General features: G+C 52.3%; 13 protein-coding genes, 1 other RNA gene and 1 pseudogene. 9 read left to right on the forward strand and 6 right to left on the reverse strand.

Annotated features, from left to right (window positions below; genetic code table 11):
* Positions 1-8: 8 nt before the first annotated feature.
* Together CHU32_RS25440 and CHU32_RS25445 are read left to right on the forward strand one after the other, a co-directional pair.
* Positions 9-1,295 carry an HlyC/CorC family transporter gene (locus CHU32_RS25440; protein ID WP_103678140.1) on the forward strand — a complete coding sequence of 429 codons (1,287 nt, stop codon included), beginning with the start codon at positions 9-11 and terminating at the stop codon, positions 1,293-1,295.
* A 126-nt stretch (positions 1,296-1,421) separates the two neighbouring features.
* Positions 1,422-2,027, forward strand: coding sequence for a DUF6630 family protein (locus tag CHU32_RS25445; RefSeq protein ID WP_103678141.1), 606 nt, complete (start codon positions 1,422-1,424; stop codon positions 2,025-2,027).
* A 40-nt stretch (positions 2,028-2,067) separates the two neighbouring features.
* On the opposite strand, the gene grpE is transcribed toward CHU32_RS25445, so the two are convergent.
* Positions 2,068-2,658, reverse strand: a complete 591-nt coding sequence (grpE, locus tag CHU32_RS25450) for a nucleotide exchange factor GrpE (RefSeq protein WP_103678142.1) — start codon at positions 2,656-2,658, stop codon at positions 2,068-2,070.
* Positions 2,659-2,780: 122 nt separating this feature from the next.
* Between grpE and nadK the strand changes: the two genes are divergently transcribed.
* From nadK to CHU32_RS25475, 4 genes are all read left to right on the forward strand, one after another.
* On the forward strand, positions 2,781-3,659 hold the full coding sequence (gene nadK, locus CHU32_RS25460; protein WP_103678143.1) for an NAD(+) kinase: 879 nt from the start codon (positions 2,781-2,783) through the stop codon (positions 3,657-3,659).
* Positions 3,660-3,745: 86 nt separating this feature from the next.
* On the forward strand, positions 3,746-5,407 hold the full coding sequence (recN, locus tag CHU32_RS25465; protein WP_103678144.1) for a DNA repair protein RecN: 1,662 nt from the start codon (positions 3,746-3,748) through the stop codon (positions 5,405-5,407).
* Between the two features lie 148 nt (positions 5,408-5,555).
* Entirely contained in the window at positions 5,556-5,900 is a 345-nt protein-coding gene (gene bamE, locus CHU32_RS25470) for an outer membrane protein assembly factor BamE (RefSeq protein ID WP_103678145.1), read from the forward strand.
* 48 nt (positions 5,901-5,948) lie between these two features.
* Positions 5,949-6,464, forward strand: coding sequence for a ClbS/DfsB family four-helix bundle protein (locus CHU32_RS25475; RefSeq protein ID WP_103678146.1), 516 nt, complete (start codon positions 5,949-5,951; stop codon positions 6,462-6,464).
* A 2-nt stretch (positions 6,465-6,466) separates the two neighbouring features.
* On the opposite strand, the gene CHU32_RS25480 is transcribed toward CHU32_RS25475, so the two are convergent.
* The gene (locus CHU32_RS25480; RefSeq protein WP_103678147.1) at positions 6,467-6,760 is read right to left on the reverse strand and encodes an RnfH family protein; all 294 of its coding nucleotides are present in this window, start codon (positions 6,758-6,760) and stop codon (positions 6,467-6,469) included.
* The gene (locus CHU32_RS25485) at positions 6,750-7,187 is read right to left on the reverse strand and encodes a type II toxin-antitoxin system RatA family toxin (protein ID WP_218113806.1); all 438 of its coding nucleotides are present in this window, start codon (positions 7,185-7,187) and stop codon (positions 6,750-6,752) included. The genes CHU32_RS25480 and CHU32_RS25485 overlap by 11 nt, the downstream gene beginning before the upstream one ends.
* 150 nt (positions 7,188-7,337) lie before the next feature.
* Here CHU32_RS25485 and smpB point away from each other — a divergent pair, with 150 nt between their 5' ends.
* Both smpB and ssrA read left to right on the forward strand, forming a co-directional pair.
* A complete protein-coding gene (smpB, locus tag CHU32_RS25490; RefSeq protein WP_103678149.1) occupies positions 7,338-7,820 on the forward strand; it encodes an SsrA-binding protein SmpB in 483 nt (160 codons plus the stop codon).
* A 182-nt stretch (positions 7,821-8,002) separates the two neighbouring features.
* Positions 8,003-8,366: a transfer-messenger RNA gene (gene ssrA / locus CHU32_RS25495) on the forward strand.
* Positions 8,367-8,541: 175 nt separating this feature from the next.
* Here the strand turns inward: ssrA and CHU32_RS25500 are convergent.
* Positions 8,542-8,703, reverse strand: a pseudogene (locus tag CHU32_RS25500) (DUF4113 domain-containing protein); the annotation flags it as partial.
* 234 nt (positions 8,704-8,937) lie between these two features.
* On the opposite strand from CHU32_RS25500, the gene CHU32_RS25505 reads away from it, so the two are divergent.
* Positions 8,938-9,264 carry a four-helix bundle copper-binding protein gene (locus CHU32_RS25505; RefSeq protein ID WP_103678151.1) on the forward strand — a complete coding sequence of 109 codons (327 nt, stop codon included), beginning with the start codon at positions 8,938-8,940 and terminating at the stop codon, positions 9,262-9,264.
* Between the two features lie 276 nt (positions 9,265-9,540).
* Here CHU32_RS25505 and CHU32_RS29000 read toward each other — a convergent pair whose 3' ends face one another.
* Entirely contained in the window at positions 9,541-10,179 is a 639-nt protein-coding gene (locus CHU32_RS29000) for a tail fiber domain-containing protein (RefSeq protein ID WP_425444912.1), read from the reverse strand.
* 550 nt (positions 10,180-10,729) lie between these two features.
* A complete protein-coding gene (locus tag CHU32_RS25515; RefSeq protein ID WP_103750947.1) occupies positions 10,730-15,382 on the reverse strand; it encodes a phage tail tip fiber protein in 4,653 nt (1,550 codons plus the stop codon).
* Positions 15,383-15,558: the final 176 nt, after the last annotated feature.

The raw sequence follows: 15,558 nt of genomic DNA on the forward strand, positions 1-15,558 counted from the left end.
AGTCCCCCCTGGAACACATCTCTACCACCACGCTGATCGTCACCCTGATCGTGATGGTGGTTATCTCCGCCTATTTCTCCGGTTCTGAAACCGGGATGATGACGCTGAACCGCTATCGCCTGCGGCATCTGGCGAAAAAAGGCAACCGCGCGGCGAAACGCGTCGAAGCGCTGTTACGCAAACCAGACCGGCTGATAAGCCTGGTATTAATTGGGAATAACCTGGTCAATATCCTCGCCTCCGCGTTGGGTACCATCGTCGGAATGCGCCTCTATGGTGATGCAGGCGTGGCGATCGCCACCGGTATCCTGACGTTCGTAGTGCTGGTCTTTGCCGAAGTACTGCCGAAAACCATCGCCGCGCTGTACCCGGAAAAAGTGGCTTATCCCAGCAGCGTTCTGCTGGCCCCGTTGCAAATCCTGATGATGCCGCTGGTCTGGCTTCTCAATACCATCACCCGAGTACTCATGCGTATGATGGGCATTAAAACGGACGTGGTGGTCAGCGGCTCGCTGAGCAAAGACGAACTCCGCACGCTGGTCAACGAATCGCGCTCGCAGATCTCACGGCGAAATCAGGACATGCTGCTGTCGATTCTGGATCTGGAAAAAATCAGCGTGGATGACATCATGGTCCCGCGTAATGAGATCGTTGGCATCGACATTAACGATGACTGGAAATCTATCGTCCGTCAGCTCACTCACTCTCCTCACGGGCGCATCGTGCTCTATCGCGACTCGCTGGACGACACCATCAGCATGCTGCGCGTCCGCGAAGCCTGGCGGTTAATGCAGGAGAAAAAAGAGTTTACCAAGGAAGTTATGCTGCGCGCGGCAGATGAGATTTACTACGTGCCAGAAGGCACCCCGCTCAGTACGCAACTGATCAAATTCCAGCGCAACAAAAAGAAAGTGGGCCTGGTAGTGGACGAATACGGCGATATTCAGGGACTGGTCACGGTCGAAGATATTCTTGAAGAGATCGTCGGCGATTTCACCACCTCAATGTCGCCAACGCTGGCAGAAGAAGTTACCCCGCAAAACGACGGCTCGGTGATCATTGACGGCAGCGCCAGTGTGCGTGAACTCAACAAGGCTTTCAACTGGCGTCTACCAGAAGACGATGCGCGAACGGTTAACGGCATGCTGCTTGAGGTGCTGGAGGAGATCCCGGCGGCTGACACGCGGGTGCGGATTGGTCAGTACGACATTGATATTCTGGACGTGCAGGACAATATGATTAAGCAGGTGCGGGTGATCCCGGTGAAACCGCTGCGGGAAGGCATCGTTGAATAACCTTCATTTTAAAAATGGCGGACGCTGGTTCGCCACTTTAATTACGTAATTAGGAATTTATTCATTCCACTTCTCTTCGGCACAGTGACATGATAAAAGCCTGTCAATGGAAAGGAAAACCATATTATGTCCGGTGATTATGTTATTGAATGGGATCAGGAATTTGCTGAGGATTTAAACACGCTGGCCAGCATTTTTTTAAAGGAAACGCCCGACTTGTGGCCTGATATTGTTTCCCGCCTCGCCAGCGATCCTGCCAGTTTTGAAGATGATGAAGACGATGACTATGGAATTGTCGATGTTCTTGATTGCAGCGGTGGCGATTTAGGGAATAATGAACTTGCGCAAGCCCTTATGCTTATTCTGAGAGGGGAAAACCTCATTGAGATCGTTGACTGGAAAGGTGAAGATGAAGAAGGTCAACTGGCTACTTTTGCAGCGGAACGCTATTCTCATTTGACCAACGATTTGCCAGCAGCAGAAAAACTGAAAGCATTGTTGCTGGAGATCACGCAAGAGGATGAAATCGAAGAAGCCTGCGAAGATGGCGACCGTTACGTCGACGAAATTTTTGAACGAATCCAACACCAACTGAATGAACGCGGCTTCCAGATAGCTAACCTTAATGAAGGCACTGATGCGTACAATGTGTTTGTTTTATCTATGGATGATTACAAACAAATAGCGGACTTCAATACCGACTGGCTCGAAGTGCAGGATTTTCTAAGCTAGAAAACATACAGGCCGCCCGAAAGCGGCCTGTTCACACAACTTACTTCGCTTTCGCGACCGTCACCATCGCTGCACGAATAGTACGCCCGTTCAGCGTATAGCCTTTTTGCATCACCATCAGCACGTTACCCGCGGCGACATCTTCAGATTCGACCATCGCAATCGCCTGATGCACGTTCGGATCGAGCGGAACGTTAGTATCAGCAATAACTTCCACACCGAACTTACGCACCACGTCCAGCATTGATTTCAGCGTCAGCTCAATCCCTTCCACCATCGGTGCCAGATCCGGGTTCGCTTTATCTGCCACTTCCAGCGCGCGATCCAGGCTGTCGACGACCGGCAGCAGTTCGTTGACAAATTTTTCCAGCGCAAACTTGTGCGCCTTTTCAATGTCCAGTTCAGTACGACGACGCAGGTTTTCCATTTCGGCCTTGCTGCGTAGCAGGCTCTCGCGCTCGCGGGTCTGAGCGTCAGCTAACTGCGCTTCAAGACTCGCAATTTTTTCATCGCGCGGATCCACCTGCTCAGCAGAAGCCTCTGGTTCAACTGCCTCAACCTCTTCGTGCTGATCCATGATAATTTCTTCCGGGGCTTGCCCCTCAGGCGTTTTCTGTTCTTTACTACTCATGAATTTCTCCGCGTTTTTTTCGCATTCATCTCGCTAACTTCGCTTATTATGGGGATCGGTTTCCCGGTTTCAAGGGAAGCACTCACATTGTCATCAATCATTGGCACAAGGACCACCAGAAAATGAATGCTCATTTCAAGTGCATTGGTATTGTCGGACATCCGCGTCACCCTACCGCGCTCACCACACATGAAATGCTGTATCGCTGGCTCTCCTCCAGAGGCTACGATGTCATTATTGAGCAGCAAATTGCCCGTGAGCTTAAATTACGCGAAGTGCGTACGGGAACGCTGGCGGAAATTGGTCAGCAAGCGGACCTGGCAGTGGTGGTCGGCGGTGATGGTAATATGCTGGGCGCGGCGCGTACGCTGGCCCGTTATGACATCAAAGTCATTGGCATCAACCGTGGCAACCTGGGTTTTCTGACCGATCTCGATCCGGATAATGCCCATCAGCAACTGGCCGATGTGCTGGAAGGCGATTACATCACTGAAAAACGTTTTCTGCTAGAAGCGCAGGTGTGCCAGAAAGCCTGCCAGAAACGAATCAGTACGGCGATTAACGAAGTGGTATTACACCCCGGTAAAGTCGCCCATATGATTGAATTCGAGGTGTATATTGACGAGGTGTTTGCTTTTTCGCAGCGCTCAGACGGCCTGATTATCTCTACGCCCACCGGCTCCACCGCCTATTCGCTGTCCGCTGGCGGTCCCATTTTAACGCCCTCTCTGGACGCAATAACCCTGGTACCGATGTTTCCTCATACGCTCTCTGCGCGCCCGCTGGTGATCAACAGCAGTAGCACCATTCGCCTGCGATTTTCACAGCACGGCAGCGACCTCGAAATCAGCTGCGACAGCCAGATTGCGCTGCCGATTCAGGAAGATGAGGATGTGCTCATCCGCCGCAGTGATTACCATCTGAATCTGATTCATCCCAAAGATTACAATTATTTCAACACGCTAAGCACGAAGTTAGGCTGGTCAAAAAAATTGTTCTGATTTAATGCTGCGGATCTTTACTGGATAAAAAACCAGTTTATACTGTACGTAAACACAGTTATGGTTTTTCATACAGGAAGGCAGCTATGTTGGCACAACTTACCATCAGCAATTTTGCCATCGTTCGTGAGCTTGAAATCGATTTTCACAGCGGGATGACCGCTATTACCGGTGAGACCGGCGCGGGTAAATCTATTGCAATCGATGCGTTAGGGTTGTGTCTCGGTGGCCGCGCTGAAGGCGACATGGTTCGCGCGGGTGCCAGCCGGGCTGACCTCTGCGCCCGCTTCTCCCTGAAAGATACCCCGGCGGCATTGCGCTGGCTTGAAGCGAACCAGCTTGAAGATGGCCGCGAGTGCCTGTTACGCCGCGCGATCAGCAGCGACGGGCGCTCCCGTGGTTTTATTAACGGTACCGCCGTTCCCCTGTCACAGTTGCGTGAGCTGGGTCAGCTACTGATTCAAATCCACGGGCAACATGCTCACCAGCTTCTGATCAAACCCGATCACCAAAAAAACCTGCTGGATGGCTACGCGGGTGAAGTCGCGCTTACCCAGTGCATGAACGAGCACTATCGTTTATGGCATCAAAGCTGCCGCGACCTGGCGCAGCATCAGCAGCAAAGTCAGGAACGCGCCGCGCGCGCCGAGCTGCTTGAGTATCAGCTTAAAGAACTGAATGAATTTCATCCGCAGGCCGGTGAGTTTGAGCAAATCGACGAAGAATACAAACGTCTTGCCAACAGCGGTCAACTGCTCAGCACCAGCCAGCAGGCGCTGAATTTACTTGCCGATGGCGAAGACGTTAACCTGCAAAGCCAGCTTTATGCGGCAAAGCAACTGGTTAGCGAACTTATCTCCATGGACAGCAAGCTCTCCGGCGTGCTGGATATGCTGGAAGAAGCCACTATCCAAATCAGTGAAGCCAGTGAAGAGCTGCGTCACTATAGCGACCGGCTGGACCTGGACCCGAATCGTCTGTTTGAGCTGGAACAACGCATTTCCCGCCAAATCGCTCTCGCGCGTAAACACCACGTCAGCCCGGAAGAGTTGCCGGCCTTTCATCAGTCATTGCTTGATGAACAGCAGCAGCTTGACGATCAGGCAGACTCGCTGGAGACGCTGACGCTGGCGGTCAGTAAGCATCATGCTCTGGCGCTGGAAACGGCCCGACAGCTTCACCAGCGTCGGGTGGTCAGCGCGCAGGAACTGGCAACCCTGATTACCGACAGCATGCACACGCTTTCAATGCCGCACGGGCAGTTTACTATCGATGTCAGCTTCGACGAGCATCATCTCACGGCTGACGGTGCGGATCGTATTGAATTTCGGGTGACCACCAACCCCGGTCAGCCGCTGCAATCTATTGCGAAAGTAGCCTCTGGTGGCGAATTGTCACGTATCGCGCTGGCCATTCAGGTCATTACCGCGCGTAAAATGGAAACCCCGGCGCTCATCTTCGATGAAGTCGACGTCGGTATCAGCGGCCCTACTGCTGCCGTAGTCGGTAAGCTTTTGCGCCAGCTGGGTGAATCCACGCAGGTGATGTGCGTTACCCACCTGCCGCAGGTGGCTGGCTGTGGTCATCATCATTTTGTGGTCAGTAAAGAGACCGACGGCGAAATGACTGAAACCCATATGCAGCCGCTGGATAAACGCGCCCGTCTTCAGGAGCTGGCGCGCCTGCTGGGAGGGAGCGAAGTTACTCGCAACACGCTGGCAAATGCGAAAGAACTGCTGGCAGCGTAAACTTTTTTGATATCTGAAAGTCTGAGTTCACGATAAAATCGCCGTGTGACCAGGTATCAAAGGTTTTAAAGTGATTAAAGGTCTATTATCATCGGCATATTACATATGAGCCGCGTACTGCTCGGGCCCGAAAAGGAATCAAATCACTATGCGCTGTAAAACGCTGACTGCTGCCGCAGCGGTTCTTCTGATGTTGACCGCAGGCTGTTCCACTCTGGAGCGAGTGGTTTACCGCCCTGACATCAACCAGGGTAACTATCTGGCACCTAACGATGTATCAAAAATTCGTGTCGGTATGACGCAACAGCAGGTTGCTTATGCACTGGGTACACCAATGATGTCCGATCCGTTTGGCACCAATACCTGGTTCTACGTATTCCGCCAGCAGCCGGGGCATGAAGATGTCACCCAGCAGACGCTGACTCTGACCTTTAACAGCGGTGGCACGTTGACCAATATCGACAACAAACCTGCGCTGACAGGCGAGCAATAAACGTAAAAGGTGCCTCCCGGCACCTTTTTTATATCCGGAGGCTGAACGATGGCCGTGCCTGAAAGTAAAGCAGCTCTGCTGCTGGAAATGGAAAAATCGTGGCAGTTACTGCGTAAAAAGCTGGCGCGTATTCCCGCTGAGCATGCTTTTATTGAGACCCTTGATGGTCATGCCAGCGGCACCCGGATGAGCGCCGCCAACCTGGTCAGCTATTTACTGGGCTGGGGAGAGCAAGTGTTAACCTGGCATCAGCAGGAAGAGGCTGGAGAAGAGATTATATTTCCGGCAGCCGGGTACAAATGGAACGAACTGGGAAAGCTGGCGCAGGCATATTATGCGAAATATGCCGCTATCACCTCATGGTCAGAACTGTGCGCCAGGCTTGACGAAAACCATCGTCAGCTACTGTCACTGGTCCAGCGTTACAGCGACAGTGAACTTTACCAGTGCCCCTGGTACGGCAAATGGACGCGTGGACGGATGATCCAGTTTAATACGGTATCGCCGTACAAAAATGCAGGCACCCGACTCAATGTGCTGCTAAAACAGCTCGCGCCAGCGTAACGCTATTTATTTGTCGCAGATTTCTCAGCCCGCTGACGGCGTAGCTCTTTAGGATCGGCAATTAATGGGCGATAGACCTCAACGCGATCGCCATCCTGCACAGCATCCTGTAATTTTACCGGACGGCTATATATCCCCACCTTATTCTGGCTAAGATCAATTTCCGTTCGCAGGGCCAGCAGGCCGGAAGCGCGTATCGCCTCTTCAACTGTCGCCCCCTCCTCCAGCATCACCTTCAGCAAATATTGCTTCTCGGGAAAACCATAGGCGACCTCAACGGCAATCTTACCCGGCACTATAAACCTCTTTTGCTCGCGTCGTAAAAGCCTGCACCATGCTGGCCGCCAGCTCTTTGAAAATCCGCCCAAACGCCATTTCAATCAGCATATTGGTGAATTCAAAATCAAGCTGAAACTCTATCTTGCAGGCATCCTGACCCAGCGGCGTAAACTTCCAGCCGCCGATGAGCTTTTTGAATGGCCCATCCACCAGATGCATCAAAATACTTTGATTACTGTTAAGCGTATTGCGCGTGGTAAACGTTTTGCTGATCCCCGCTTTCGACACATCGACCGCCGCCGTCATTTGCGTGGGTCCGGACTCAAGCACCCGGCTGCCGGTACACCCCGGAATAAACTCCGGATAAGAGTCCACATCATTCACTAAGTTGTACATCTGCTCCGCACTGTACGGGACCAGAGCAGTACGATTAATCTGTGGCATAACGATTCCCAGGAACATACACGTCGGAAATAATAACATTTATCATACGTTAAAAAAAACGCTCTGCCGCAACTCGTGCTAAGATACCTCATTACGCCTCGCAGGATGGTTGAGGCCGATTGAGATCAGATTAGCGATGTTCAGGATACTATGACCAAGAAAAAATCCCACAAACCTGGATCAGCCACCATTGCGCTGAATAAACGCGCCCGTCACGAATACTTTATCGAAGATGAATTTGAAGCGGGCCTGGTACTGCAAGGCTGGGAAGTCAAATCCCTGCGTGCCGGTAAGGCTAACATCAGCGATAGCTATGTCATTTTGATTGATGGTGAAGCGCACCTGTTTGGTGCCAACTTTACCCCGCTGACGGTCGCCTCGTCACACGTTGTTTGCGATCCCACCCGCACCCGTAAGCTGTTGCTTAACCAGCGCGAACTGGAAACGTTATACGGTCGGGTCAACCGTGAAGGTCAGACTGTCGTGGCGCTCTCGCTGTACTGGAAAAATGCCTGGTGCAAAGTCAAAATTGGCGTGGCGAAAGGTAAGAAACAGCATGACAAGCGTTCAGACATCAAAGAACGTGAGTGGCAGGTTGATAAAGCCCGCATCATGAAGCATGCCGGACGTTAACCGTCTCACCCGGCCGTAAGCACCTTCGGCCGGGCTACATTCCCTTCCCCGTTTCATGCACCTATGCCCCTCGCTAACCGCCTAATTTTGTTCATATAGTAAGCAAAAATAAAAGCCAGAAAACCACGTGACAGAGACTGGCGCGAAACGTCACAAATCTGTTATACTCAACGTAACACATTGGGGCTGATTCTGGATTCGACGGGATTTGCGAAACCCAAGGTGCATGCCGAGGGGCGGTTTGCCTCGTAAAAAGCCGCAAAAAAATAGTCGCAAACGACGAAAACTACGCTTTAGCAGCTTAATAACCTGCTAAGAGCCCTCTCTCCCTAGCTTCCGCTCTTAAGACGGGGATCAAAGAGAGGTCAAACCCAAAAGAGATCGCGTGGATGCCTTGCCTGGGGTTGAAGCGTTAAAACTAATCAGGCTAGTCTGGTAGTGGCGTGTCTGTCCGCAGGTGCCAGGCGAATGTAAAGACTGACTAAGCATGTAGTACCGAGGATGTAGAAATTTCGGACGCGGGTTCAACTCCCGCCAGCTCCACCACTTTTGATAGGACTGCACCCTGACAGTGACTATAAAAACAGGCACTTACGGACATTGACCAGACAGTAAGCAGACCGAGAAAAGACAAAAATATGCACGTGAAATGCACGTGCATTTAGAAAAACGCCCCTGAATCACCTTCCGGGGCGTTTCTATTTGTAACAAAGGGTAACTTTTAAACAGCACTGAAAAAGGGTAAATCGCTTATGTGAGTTGTATAGCATGACGACAGCATTTCCCGCTTCATCTTCCACGCCTGCTGGATGCCCTGCCCGGCAAAATAAAGTGTCCCGCGCCCCTGTTTGTTCAGCGTGCCAGCCAAAGCCTCCAGCCTCTCTCAGGCTGCTCAGGAGGGTTACATCAAAGACGATTAGCCCCTCTACTTCTGGGATATAAATCAGTGTGAAAATACCCTAATGTGCCAGGAGTGGGCATGGGTGCATTAAGGAACCCTAAATTTGTATTTAAAATCAATGATGTGAAATATCGAAAAAGTTATTAACAAATTCCAAAATTGAATAATCAGATATCTCTTCCATACTTAATATGTAACCTTGGCTGAGGAGAAATTATGTTAGATGAATACAAAAAATGTATCGAATCCTGTTATCTATGCGCAACTGCATGTGATAACTGTGCGGCTTCGTGTCTCGAAGAAGAGAACCTGGAAATGATGCGCGAGTGCATAAAACTGGATATGCAGTGTGCGAATATCTGCCGTCTTGCAGCTCAATTTATGACATTAAATAGCGATTCAGCCCAGTCGTTCTGCCGTCTTTGCGCTGATATTTGTCAGAAATGCGGCGACGAATGTGGAAAGCATAAACATGACCATTGCCAGGAGTGCTCCAGAGCTTGCCATCACTGTGCTGAACAATGCAGAAAGATGGCCGCCTGATAAAATAAATCAAATAACCAGACCCGCTTCGGCGGGTCTTTTTCTTCCGGTGATAAGCCGTAGGTGGATGAGACAGGTGAGTTTAAGGGGAGGGGCTGGAAATGGTTCTACTCGAACGTATTGACCTCAATGACAAATGCTGGAACAGATTAATTGAATGGATTAATGTCCGTTTTAGCTCTTTGCCGAAATAAGCCCTGCTTACGCAGGGCTACGTTGAGCTTCTGTTTTTGTACTGTTTATGTCTCATTATATAACCGGGTTGAGGTAGGGAAATTATCGGGAAACAACCTGAGCTTTCAAATCGTTAACTATGTTTTGCAAATCGGTGATCTGGTCTTCCATTGCCTGCATCGCTAACGTCATTTTTGCCATCATTGCGATCGGTTCAAGGGTGTAGGCTTTTAACGGGTCCGGTTCGTCGCCCTCCTCCAGCCCCTGACCCGAAACACACTCCGGGCTGACGGCTTTCAGATCGTTGGCGATAAAGCCCAGCATTTCAGGCGACTCTGGGATAACGTCACCTCTGGCCCTCATTTTAAATGTCGCCGTAGCCCAGCGCATCACCTCCTCCAGCGCCACCAGTCTGTCATCCAGCGGTGTATACTCAATGTCTTTCTTTAGCCCTCGATCTGACGTTGACGTGGTGTTCAGAGACCCTACAGCCGTATTGTCAACGTAGAGGACCATACGCGACCCATCCCAGCCAAAGCAGTAATTGTTAGCCCCTGAAGCACTACCAATTCCCATATGCGATTTGAAACCACGGACGCAGTCTAAAGTTTGAGGCAGGAACAGACCATTGCCGCCCCACGAACACACATCAACATTACCGCCAACGGTGAGAATAAAAGTATTATCATCACCGGCTTTCAGGATCACCTTATCTTTTCTTAGATGCACCGCGCTGGGCATTACAACTTTTCCGGTAAACTCCGGGTCATTTGTATAAGCCAGTTTTTGCCAGGCGGTCCATGATGCGATCCCGCTGGCGTTTGCGTTGCCAGTCCTGACCCATACATTTTGGTTGTTAAAGGGGAAATATAGCTGAGTGCATCCAGCGAGGCCGTTTGCAGCGTTCTGCATAACCAGAAGGTTACCTGCGACGTATTCAGGGTAATTTCGCGCCGCGGTCGCATTGGCTGAAGCAGGCTGAATCCAGAACCCTTCGTTCCTGCCGTCAACTTCGTTAAGCAGCCGGGTCCCAAGATTACCATTTTGCTTAATGGTCCCGACAGTTGCGGCCATCATTTTGGCCCACGTTGCCGCCAAAAACGTGGAACCGTCAGCGCGGGTCAATGTCACGTCGCCGCTGCCATTAAACATTTTGTCCTGATTCTGAATGTCGAGCTGGGCAAGCTGAAGAATTTTTGTCAGCCCTGCTGCCAGTTCATCGGAAATAGTTGCCATTTTTATTCCTCAAAAAAAGGGAGGCAAAAGCCTCCCGTTTAATGAATTTAATTACTTAGTTTTTCACTACCAGAAAGGTGTAATTCTGAGGGAACCCAGACGGTCCCACACCACCGCTGGCACGATAGGTCACTTCATAGTAAACACCTGGATTGAGTAGCCAGGTTCCTTCAGCAACATCAAAAACGGTCTGATTTGAGTTGCTGGCGGATATATGCTTATCAAAAATATTGGCGGTCCCTCCGTCACCCGCAAAAAGTTGCAGGGTCATATGCGCCTGACCATACAGGTAAGTAACCGTACTGTTTTCAATCCTGGTGGCGGTGGCCGCCATCATGGGTGCGCTTATCGCAACGATCCTGCGCGGATAAGGTGCGGCTTCGATTTTAGCGGTTCCGTTTATGCCTATAGTGAACGACTTAACGACATCCCCTTCCAGCTTCTCCGCATAAACGGTCCCCTTAAACCAGCCATCATTGGCTTCAATACGGCCCTGAACGGTGCAGGTCTCTTTGATGAGGATATTATTCATCTCGCCGGCATTCGCATAAACCGTACCGCGAATGGTGACGTTGTTCAGTTCAGCATTGCCGTTCTTTGGCAGGTTCCACCCCTGCTGTCCCGGCACGAAGCTTGTGGAGCGCAGCGTGTCACTGATTTTGCCGAAATCGATGCTTAAATCCTGAATCATCGCCGCCCGAAGATAAGCGGTCGCACCACTCACCGCGAACGCCAGCACACGGCCGCCAGCTGCATTCGGGTTGTAAATCCCGAACGTGTCAGCATCAATCAAAAACTGAGAAGCTCCATTGCCGTCAACACCCAACTGAATCCCTGCAATGTATGAGCGCCCCTGAGCATCCACCTGAACCTTAACGCCCCACTGAGCCGACAGCTTGCCGGACACATCCGCCAGCGCGGAGGACGTCACCTGGATTGCAGCGGCATTATCGCCGACGCTGGCCTGCAGGGTGTTCATCTGCTGCGCCACCGCACCCGCTTCATTCGCGATAGTCACATTCACTTCGTTTATTGAGGCGGTGATTTTCGTGTCATTACTGACAATTTCAGCGCGCTGCTCGTAAAATCCTCTGAACTGCGCCAGCCCGGCCTGGGCGATGGATTCGAATGTCTGAGCCAGACCCGATTCCGCGCCCTCCACACGCGTCTTCAGCTCACTTACAGATTTAGTATTGGCGGTAATATCCTTGCCCTGCTGCGTCACCGTGGTATTTGTCTGCTCCAGCGCCTTCGCTTCAGCCTTGTTACCCAAACTGGTATTCAGCCCCTGGATACTTTTAGCCTGCGCCGTCAGCGTGTCGCCCTGCTGTTTAACTGACGTCTCAAGTTGGGTAACCGCATCCGCCGTCGTCGCATTGGCTTTAGCGTCGGTCACATCCTCCACGCGAATGTAATCGATCCACAACTTCCCGGCTTTCAGCAGTGAGGAAATAGCCAGGCGTACCAGTAAATCGGCGGTCGGCTTGTACTCGAAAGAGAATTCCGTCCATGCCGTCGTCAGCGATGAGCCAGAGCCTTTAAAGTTAACTTCTGCGATAAAGGCGTTTGACTCGCTCTGGCGAATCGAGGCTTTGGTATTACCCCACCCGGTCGTTGCATCCACGCTCGCATCGGACGAAAACTTAGCCATCATTGATACGCGGTAGATCCGGTCCTTGAGCATCGTCAGGCCACGCTGGAACATCAGCATATTGGCCGTGCCGGAGTACTCGAAGCACTTCGTGCCCAGATAAGGGGACGTCGTGACTACCGCGGGCTGCGGTGAACCTTCCCAGAACTCAAGGCCGCTTTCGCCGCTGCCGTTGGCGATCATGTTTTCCGTGTCAGCAGCTGCGTCTTTCAGGGTTGACTTAAGCGCCGTCGTTGCCGTGGCGTTTAAGACCGTATCCTGGCGGATGGTGGAAGGCACAATGACAGACGCTGAGCCAACAGCTATGGGGTTGATTGTCTGGCTTCTCTCGGTAAATGAATCCGTGCGCAAAACTGGCGTTACGTTGTATGGCGTCGAAACATCATACTGAGAGCCTCCGCGCAGATAAATGTACTCGTTTGAAGAGTTAGCCATCTGCCCCACGTTAACAACTGGCGCAACGCCGCCCGTTATCCAGTTTGGTTTAAACTGATATTCGTAAACATTGCGCTCAATATCGTTAGCACCATAGCCGCTGCCTATGGCCGTCCATTCCATTGACGCCGAAAATCCGTTGGCGTGAGTGGCCCAGTCTGGATTTTTATAACTCCCGTCAGCCTGCTTGATACCGTAGCTTTTCAACAGAGGACGAACAACGCGAATGCGCGACGGTGATTTGATAACGCCATCGCCTGATGGGAGCGTCATTGTCACGGCGTAATAAGTATTCTGGTCGAGGCCAGTCAGGTCAACGCGGGTCGTCTTGAGCGAGATGCTGTCAATACGATCACCATGCCCCTGAACAGTGTTCGACAGCTCAGTTACGACGGATGAATCCGCTTTCTTGCCGAGATTGGTTGTCAGACCATTGATAGCTTTTTGCTGGCTGTCAATGTCGCCTTCCGTATCGGTTACACGCTGGGTCAGCTGATTTAACGCCTGCTGACTGGCCTTCCCACCCACATCGGTTTTCAGCTGAGTGATGGCGTCAGCCTGGGTGCTGATATCTTTACCCTGCTGTGTCACCTTAGCGTCAAGCGCGGTCGTGGCGGAGGCATTAGCGTTAGCAATCGCCGATGCGCCAGCGCCCAGACCAACCATCGTCCCGTTGATGAACTCAATGGCCGCGAAAACACGAGCATCAGGTCCATTGGCGGAGGGACTTACCAGCTCTTGCCCATTACCCTTGCCAATTCCTTTGCATCCAAGAAGGATATACGCGCTTCGGACTGCCATTGTTCCCATGGCTTCACGACTACCCCCCAGGCTTTCAATAGCATCAAAGATTAGAGATTTGTACCCGTTAGGCTCGTCCCATGTTGTGACGGCTACATACGTCCCATTGGGTAATGCTGCTACAGCATCATTAAAAGATGATGCCGCTGCCGATCCGGAGTAAACATCAAAGTTAGTAGATGTAAAAGTTGTAGAGCCATCAGTATTGGTTCTGAAGACTGACAGCATGTATGACCGCGCCGGTGTCGCCAGCTTAGTGCCATCTTCCTTAAAAATACCCGCGGCCCCGATACCACCAGTACCACCGCTACCGACCGATACGGCACGGTAGACAGTACGGCGGCCGATGCTGGCCTGAACCTGCGTCAGCGCGGTGCCCTGTGCATCCACTGTATCGCCGATAGCCTTCACTTTTCCGTCCAGCGTGGTAAGAGCGCCAGCGTCGGCTTTGGTCTCAATGGCTTTGGCGTCAGTAATGTCCATCACACGGACAAGGTCAACGTCCATCGTCCCGGCAGACAGAGCGCCAGTGATGGCGAGTTGCACAACGATGTCAGAAGTACCGCCGAGTTTGTAATCAAAGCTTTTTTCAGTCCAGACCGTCGGTGGCGTCTCTCCGTTAGCAAGAAAGCTGACGCTGCTGATCAGGGCGTCTGATGCGTTATTCCTGATAGCAAGCTTGGTGTTATCTCCTGCCAGAGCGACAGCGTCCGACGAGCACTTAACGACAGCGGAGATCCGATAAGTGCGTCCCTTTAACAGAAGAATGTTTTTCTGGTTCAGACGCGAAGGACGTGATTTAGCTGTAAACCGGAGTACCTTACTTCCGCTGTATGCACCGCCGTTAACGATCGACTGGTCATCCGCGTTAGTCCGGCCTTCCCAGTACTCGAAATCAGCCTCAAACGAACCGTTCGTCAGCAGGTTGTCACCGTCAATATTGCCGTATTTGAGCGCAACATTGATGTTCGTGATCGTCTGCCCCTGTGCCGTTTGCGCATCGGTAAGGACGTCAAAGCGCTGCTGAACTGCTGAGTTGTTGTCGTTGAAGTTCGTCTCCAGCGCTTCAACGTCTTCGGCGATGGCCTTCTCCGAAGAGATGCGGACCTGTCGCTCATTAAAAATTAAGCCGCTGGTCAGTTTCGACGGATCGGTGCCGTCGTTACCGCCGCGCAGCTGCGCCGCCAGGGTGCTACGTGCCGTGGCTTCGGCAGAGTCTGCCGCGATACGCGCTGTCGCTTCATCCTCGAGTGCCGCGGTGCTGGCACCCGGTGCCGGGCGGCCCACCGCTATCCAGTCAATCAGGAAATAATCACTGGAAGTCTGTGTTGCGCCAATATCCAGGCGGATCTGTGCCACATTCGCCAGGGTATTCCACTTGATATCGCTGAAATCGATTGTGGCCACGCCGCTGGCATCAAAAGCAGGCTCAGCCAGCGTCACCATGTTCGTGTCGTTAAAGGCCGCCGTATCGCGCCAGCGCAACTGGCCCCGCCAGGCTGGTTTGCCCACCTTTCTGATACGCAGCTTAACGAAGCGATAAGACGCTGCATCCACTGCCAGCGATGCCGGAGAGACGACATAAGGGTTACTGGCTTGGCTCGCCGGGCGCAGGCAGTTATCGACCACCGTCGGCGTGCCGTTGCCGGTCCACCCCTCCACGCTTGCTGAGTTGAAGTGCCAGATTTTCAGGGAATCGAACTGCGTGCCGCTACCCGCCGCCACCTGCGCGATCGACTGCGCCAGCGAGTCCGTTTTGTTCTGAATAATCAGGTTGGTTTCAGTAATTGCCGCCTCGCGCGTCAGTTGCTCGTTAAGCAATCCATTTGCAGCATCAGCCGCGACCTTCTGATCCTGCTGGGCGCGCGTTGTTGCCTCCGCCCCGGGGGGGGGGGGGGGGGGGGGGGGGGGTTTTGTCAGCGGCGGGGGGGGGGCAGTTGTTTAGTTGGAAATAGCCCCGGCCCGGGGAGTGGCGGCGGTGGGTATGGGGGCGGGGC

The organism is Superficieibacter electus (genome assembly GCF_002915575.1).
Taxonomy (GTDB): Bacteria; Pseudomonadota; Gammaproteobacteria; order Enterobacterales; family Enterobacteriaceae; genus Superficieibacter; species Superficieibacter electus.

Excerpts from the sequence above, each read along its gene's own strand:
- CHU32_RS25445 (WP_103678141.1), top strand. The coding sequence starts at position 1,422 with ATGTCCGGTGATTATGTTATTGAATGGGATCAGGAATTTGCTGAGGAT.
- grpE (WP_103678142.1), bottom strand. The coding sequence starts at position 2,658 with ATGAGTAGTAAAGAACAGAAAACGCCTGAGGGGCAAGCCCCGGAAGAA.
- nadK (WP_103678143.1), top strand. The coding sequence starts at position 2,781 with ATGAATGCTCATTTCAAGTGCATTGGTATTGTCGGACATCCGCGTCAC.
- recN (WP_103678144.1), top strand. The coding sequence starts at position 3,746 with ATGTTGGCACAACTTACCATCAGCAATTTTGCCATCGTTCGTGAGCTT.
- bamE (WP_103678145.1), top strand. The coding sequence starts at position 5,556 with ATGCGCTGTAAAACGCTGACTGCTGCCGCAGCGGTTCTTCTGATGTTG.
- CHU32_RS25475 (WP_103678146.1), top strand. The coding sequence starts at position 5,949 with ATGGCCGTGCCTGAAAGTAAAGCAGCTCTGCTGCTGGAAATGGAAAAA.
- CHU32_RS25485 (WP_218113806.1), bottom strand. The coding sequence starts at position 7,187 with ATGCCACAGATTAATCGTACTGCTCTGGTCCCGTACAGTGCGGAGCAG.
- smpB (WP_103678149.1), top strand. The coding sequence starts at position 7,338 with ATGACCAAGAAAAAATCCCACAAACCTGGATCAGCCACCATTGCGCTG.
- CHU32_RS25505 (WP_103678151.1), top strand. The coding sequence starts at position 8,938 with ATGTTAGATGAATACAAAAAATGTATCGAATCCTGTTATCTATGCGCA.
- CHU32_RS29000 (WP_425444912.1), bottom strand. The coding sequence starts at position 10,179 with ATGCCCAGCGCGGTGCATCTAAGAAAAGATAAGGTGATCCTGAAAGCC.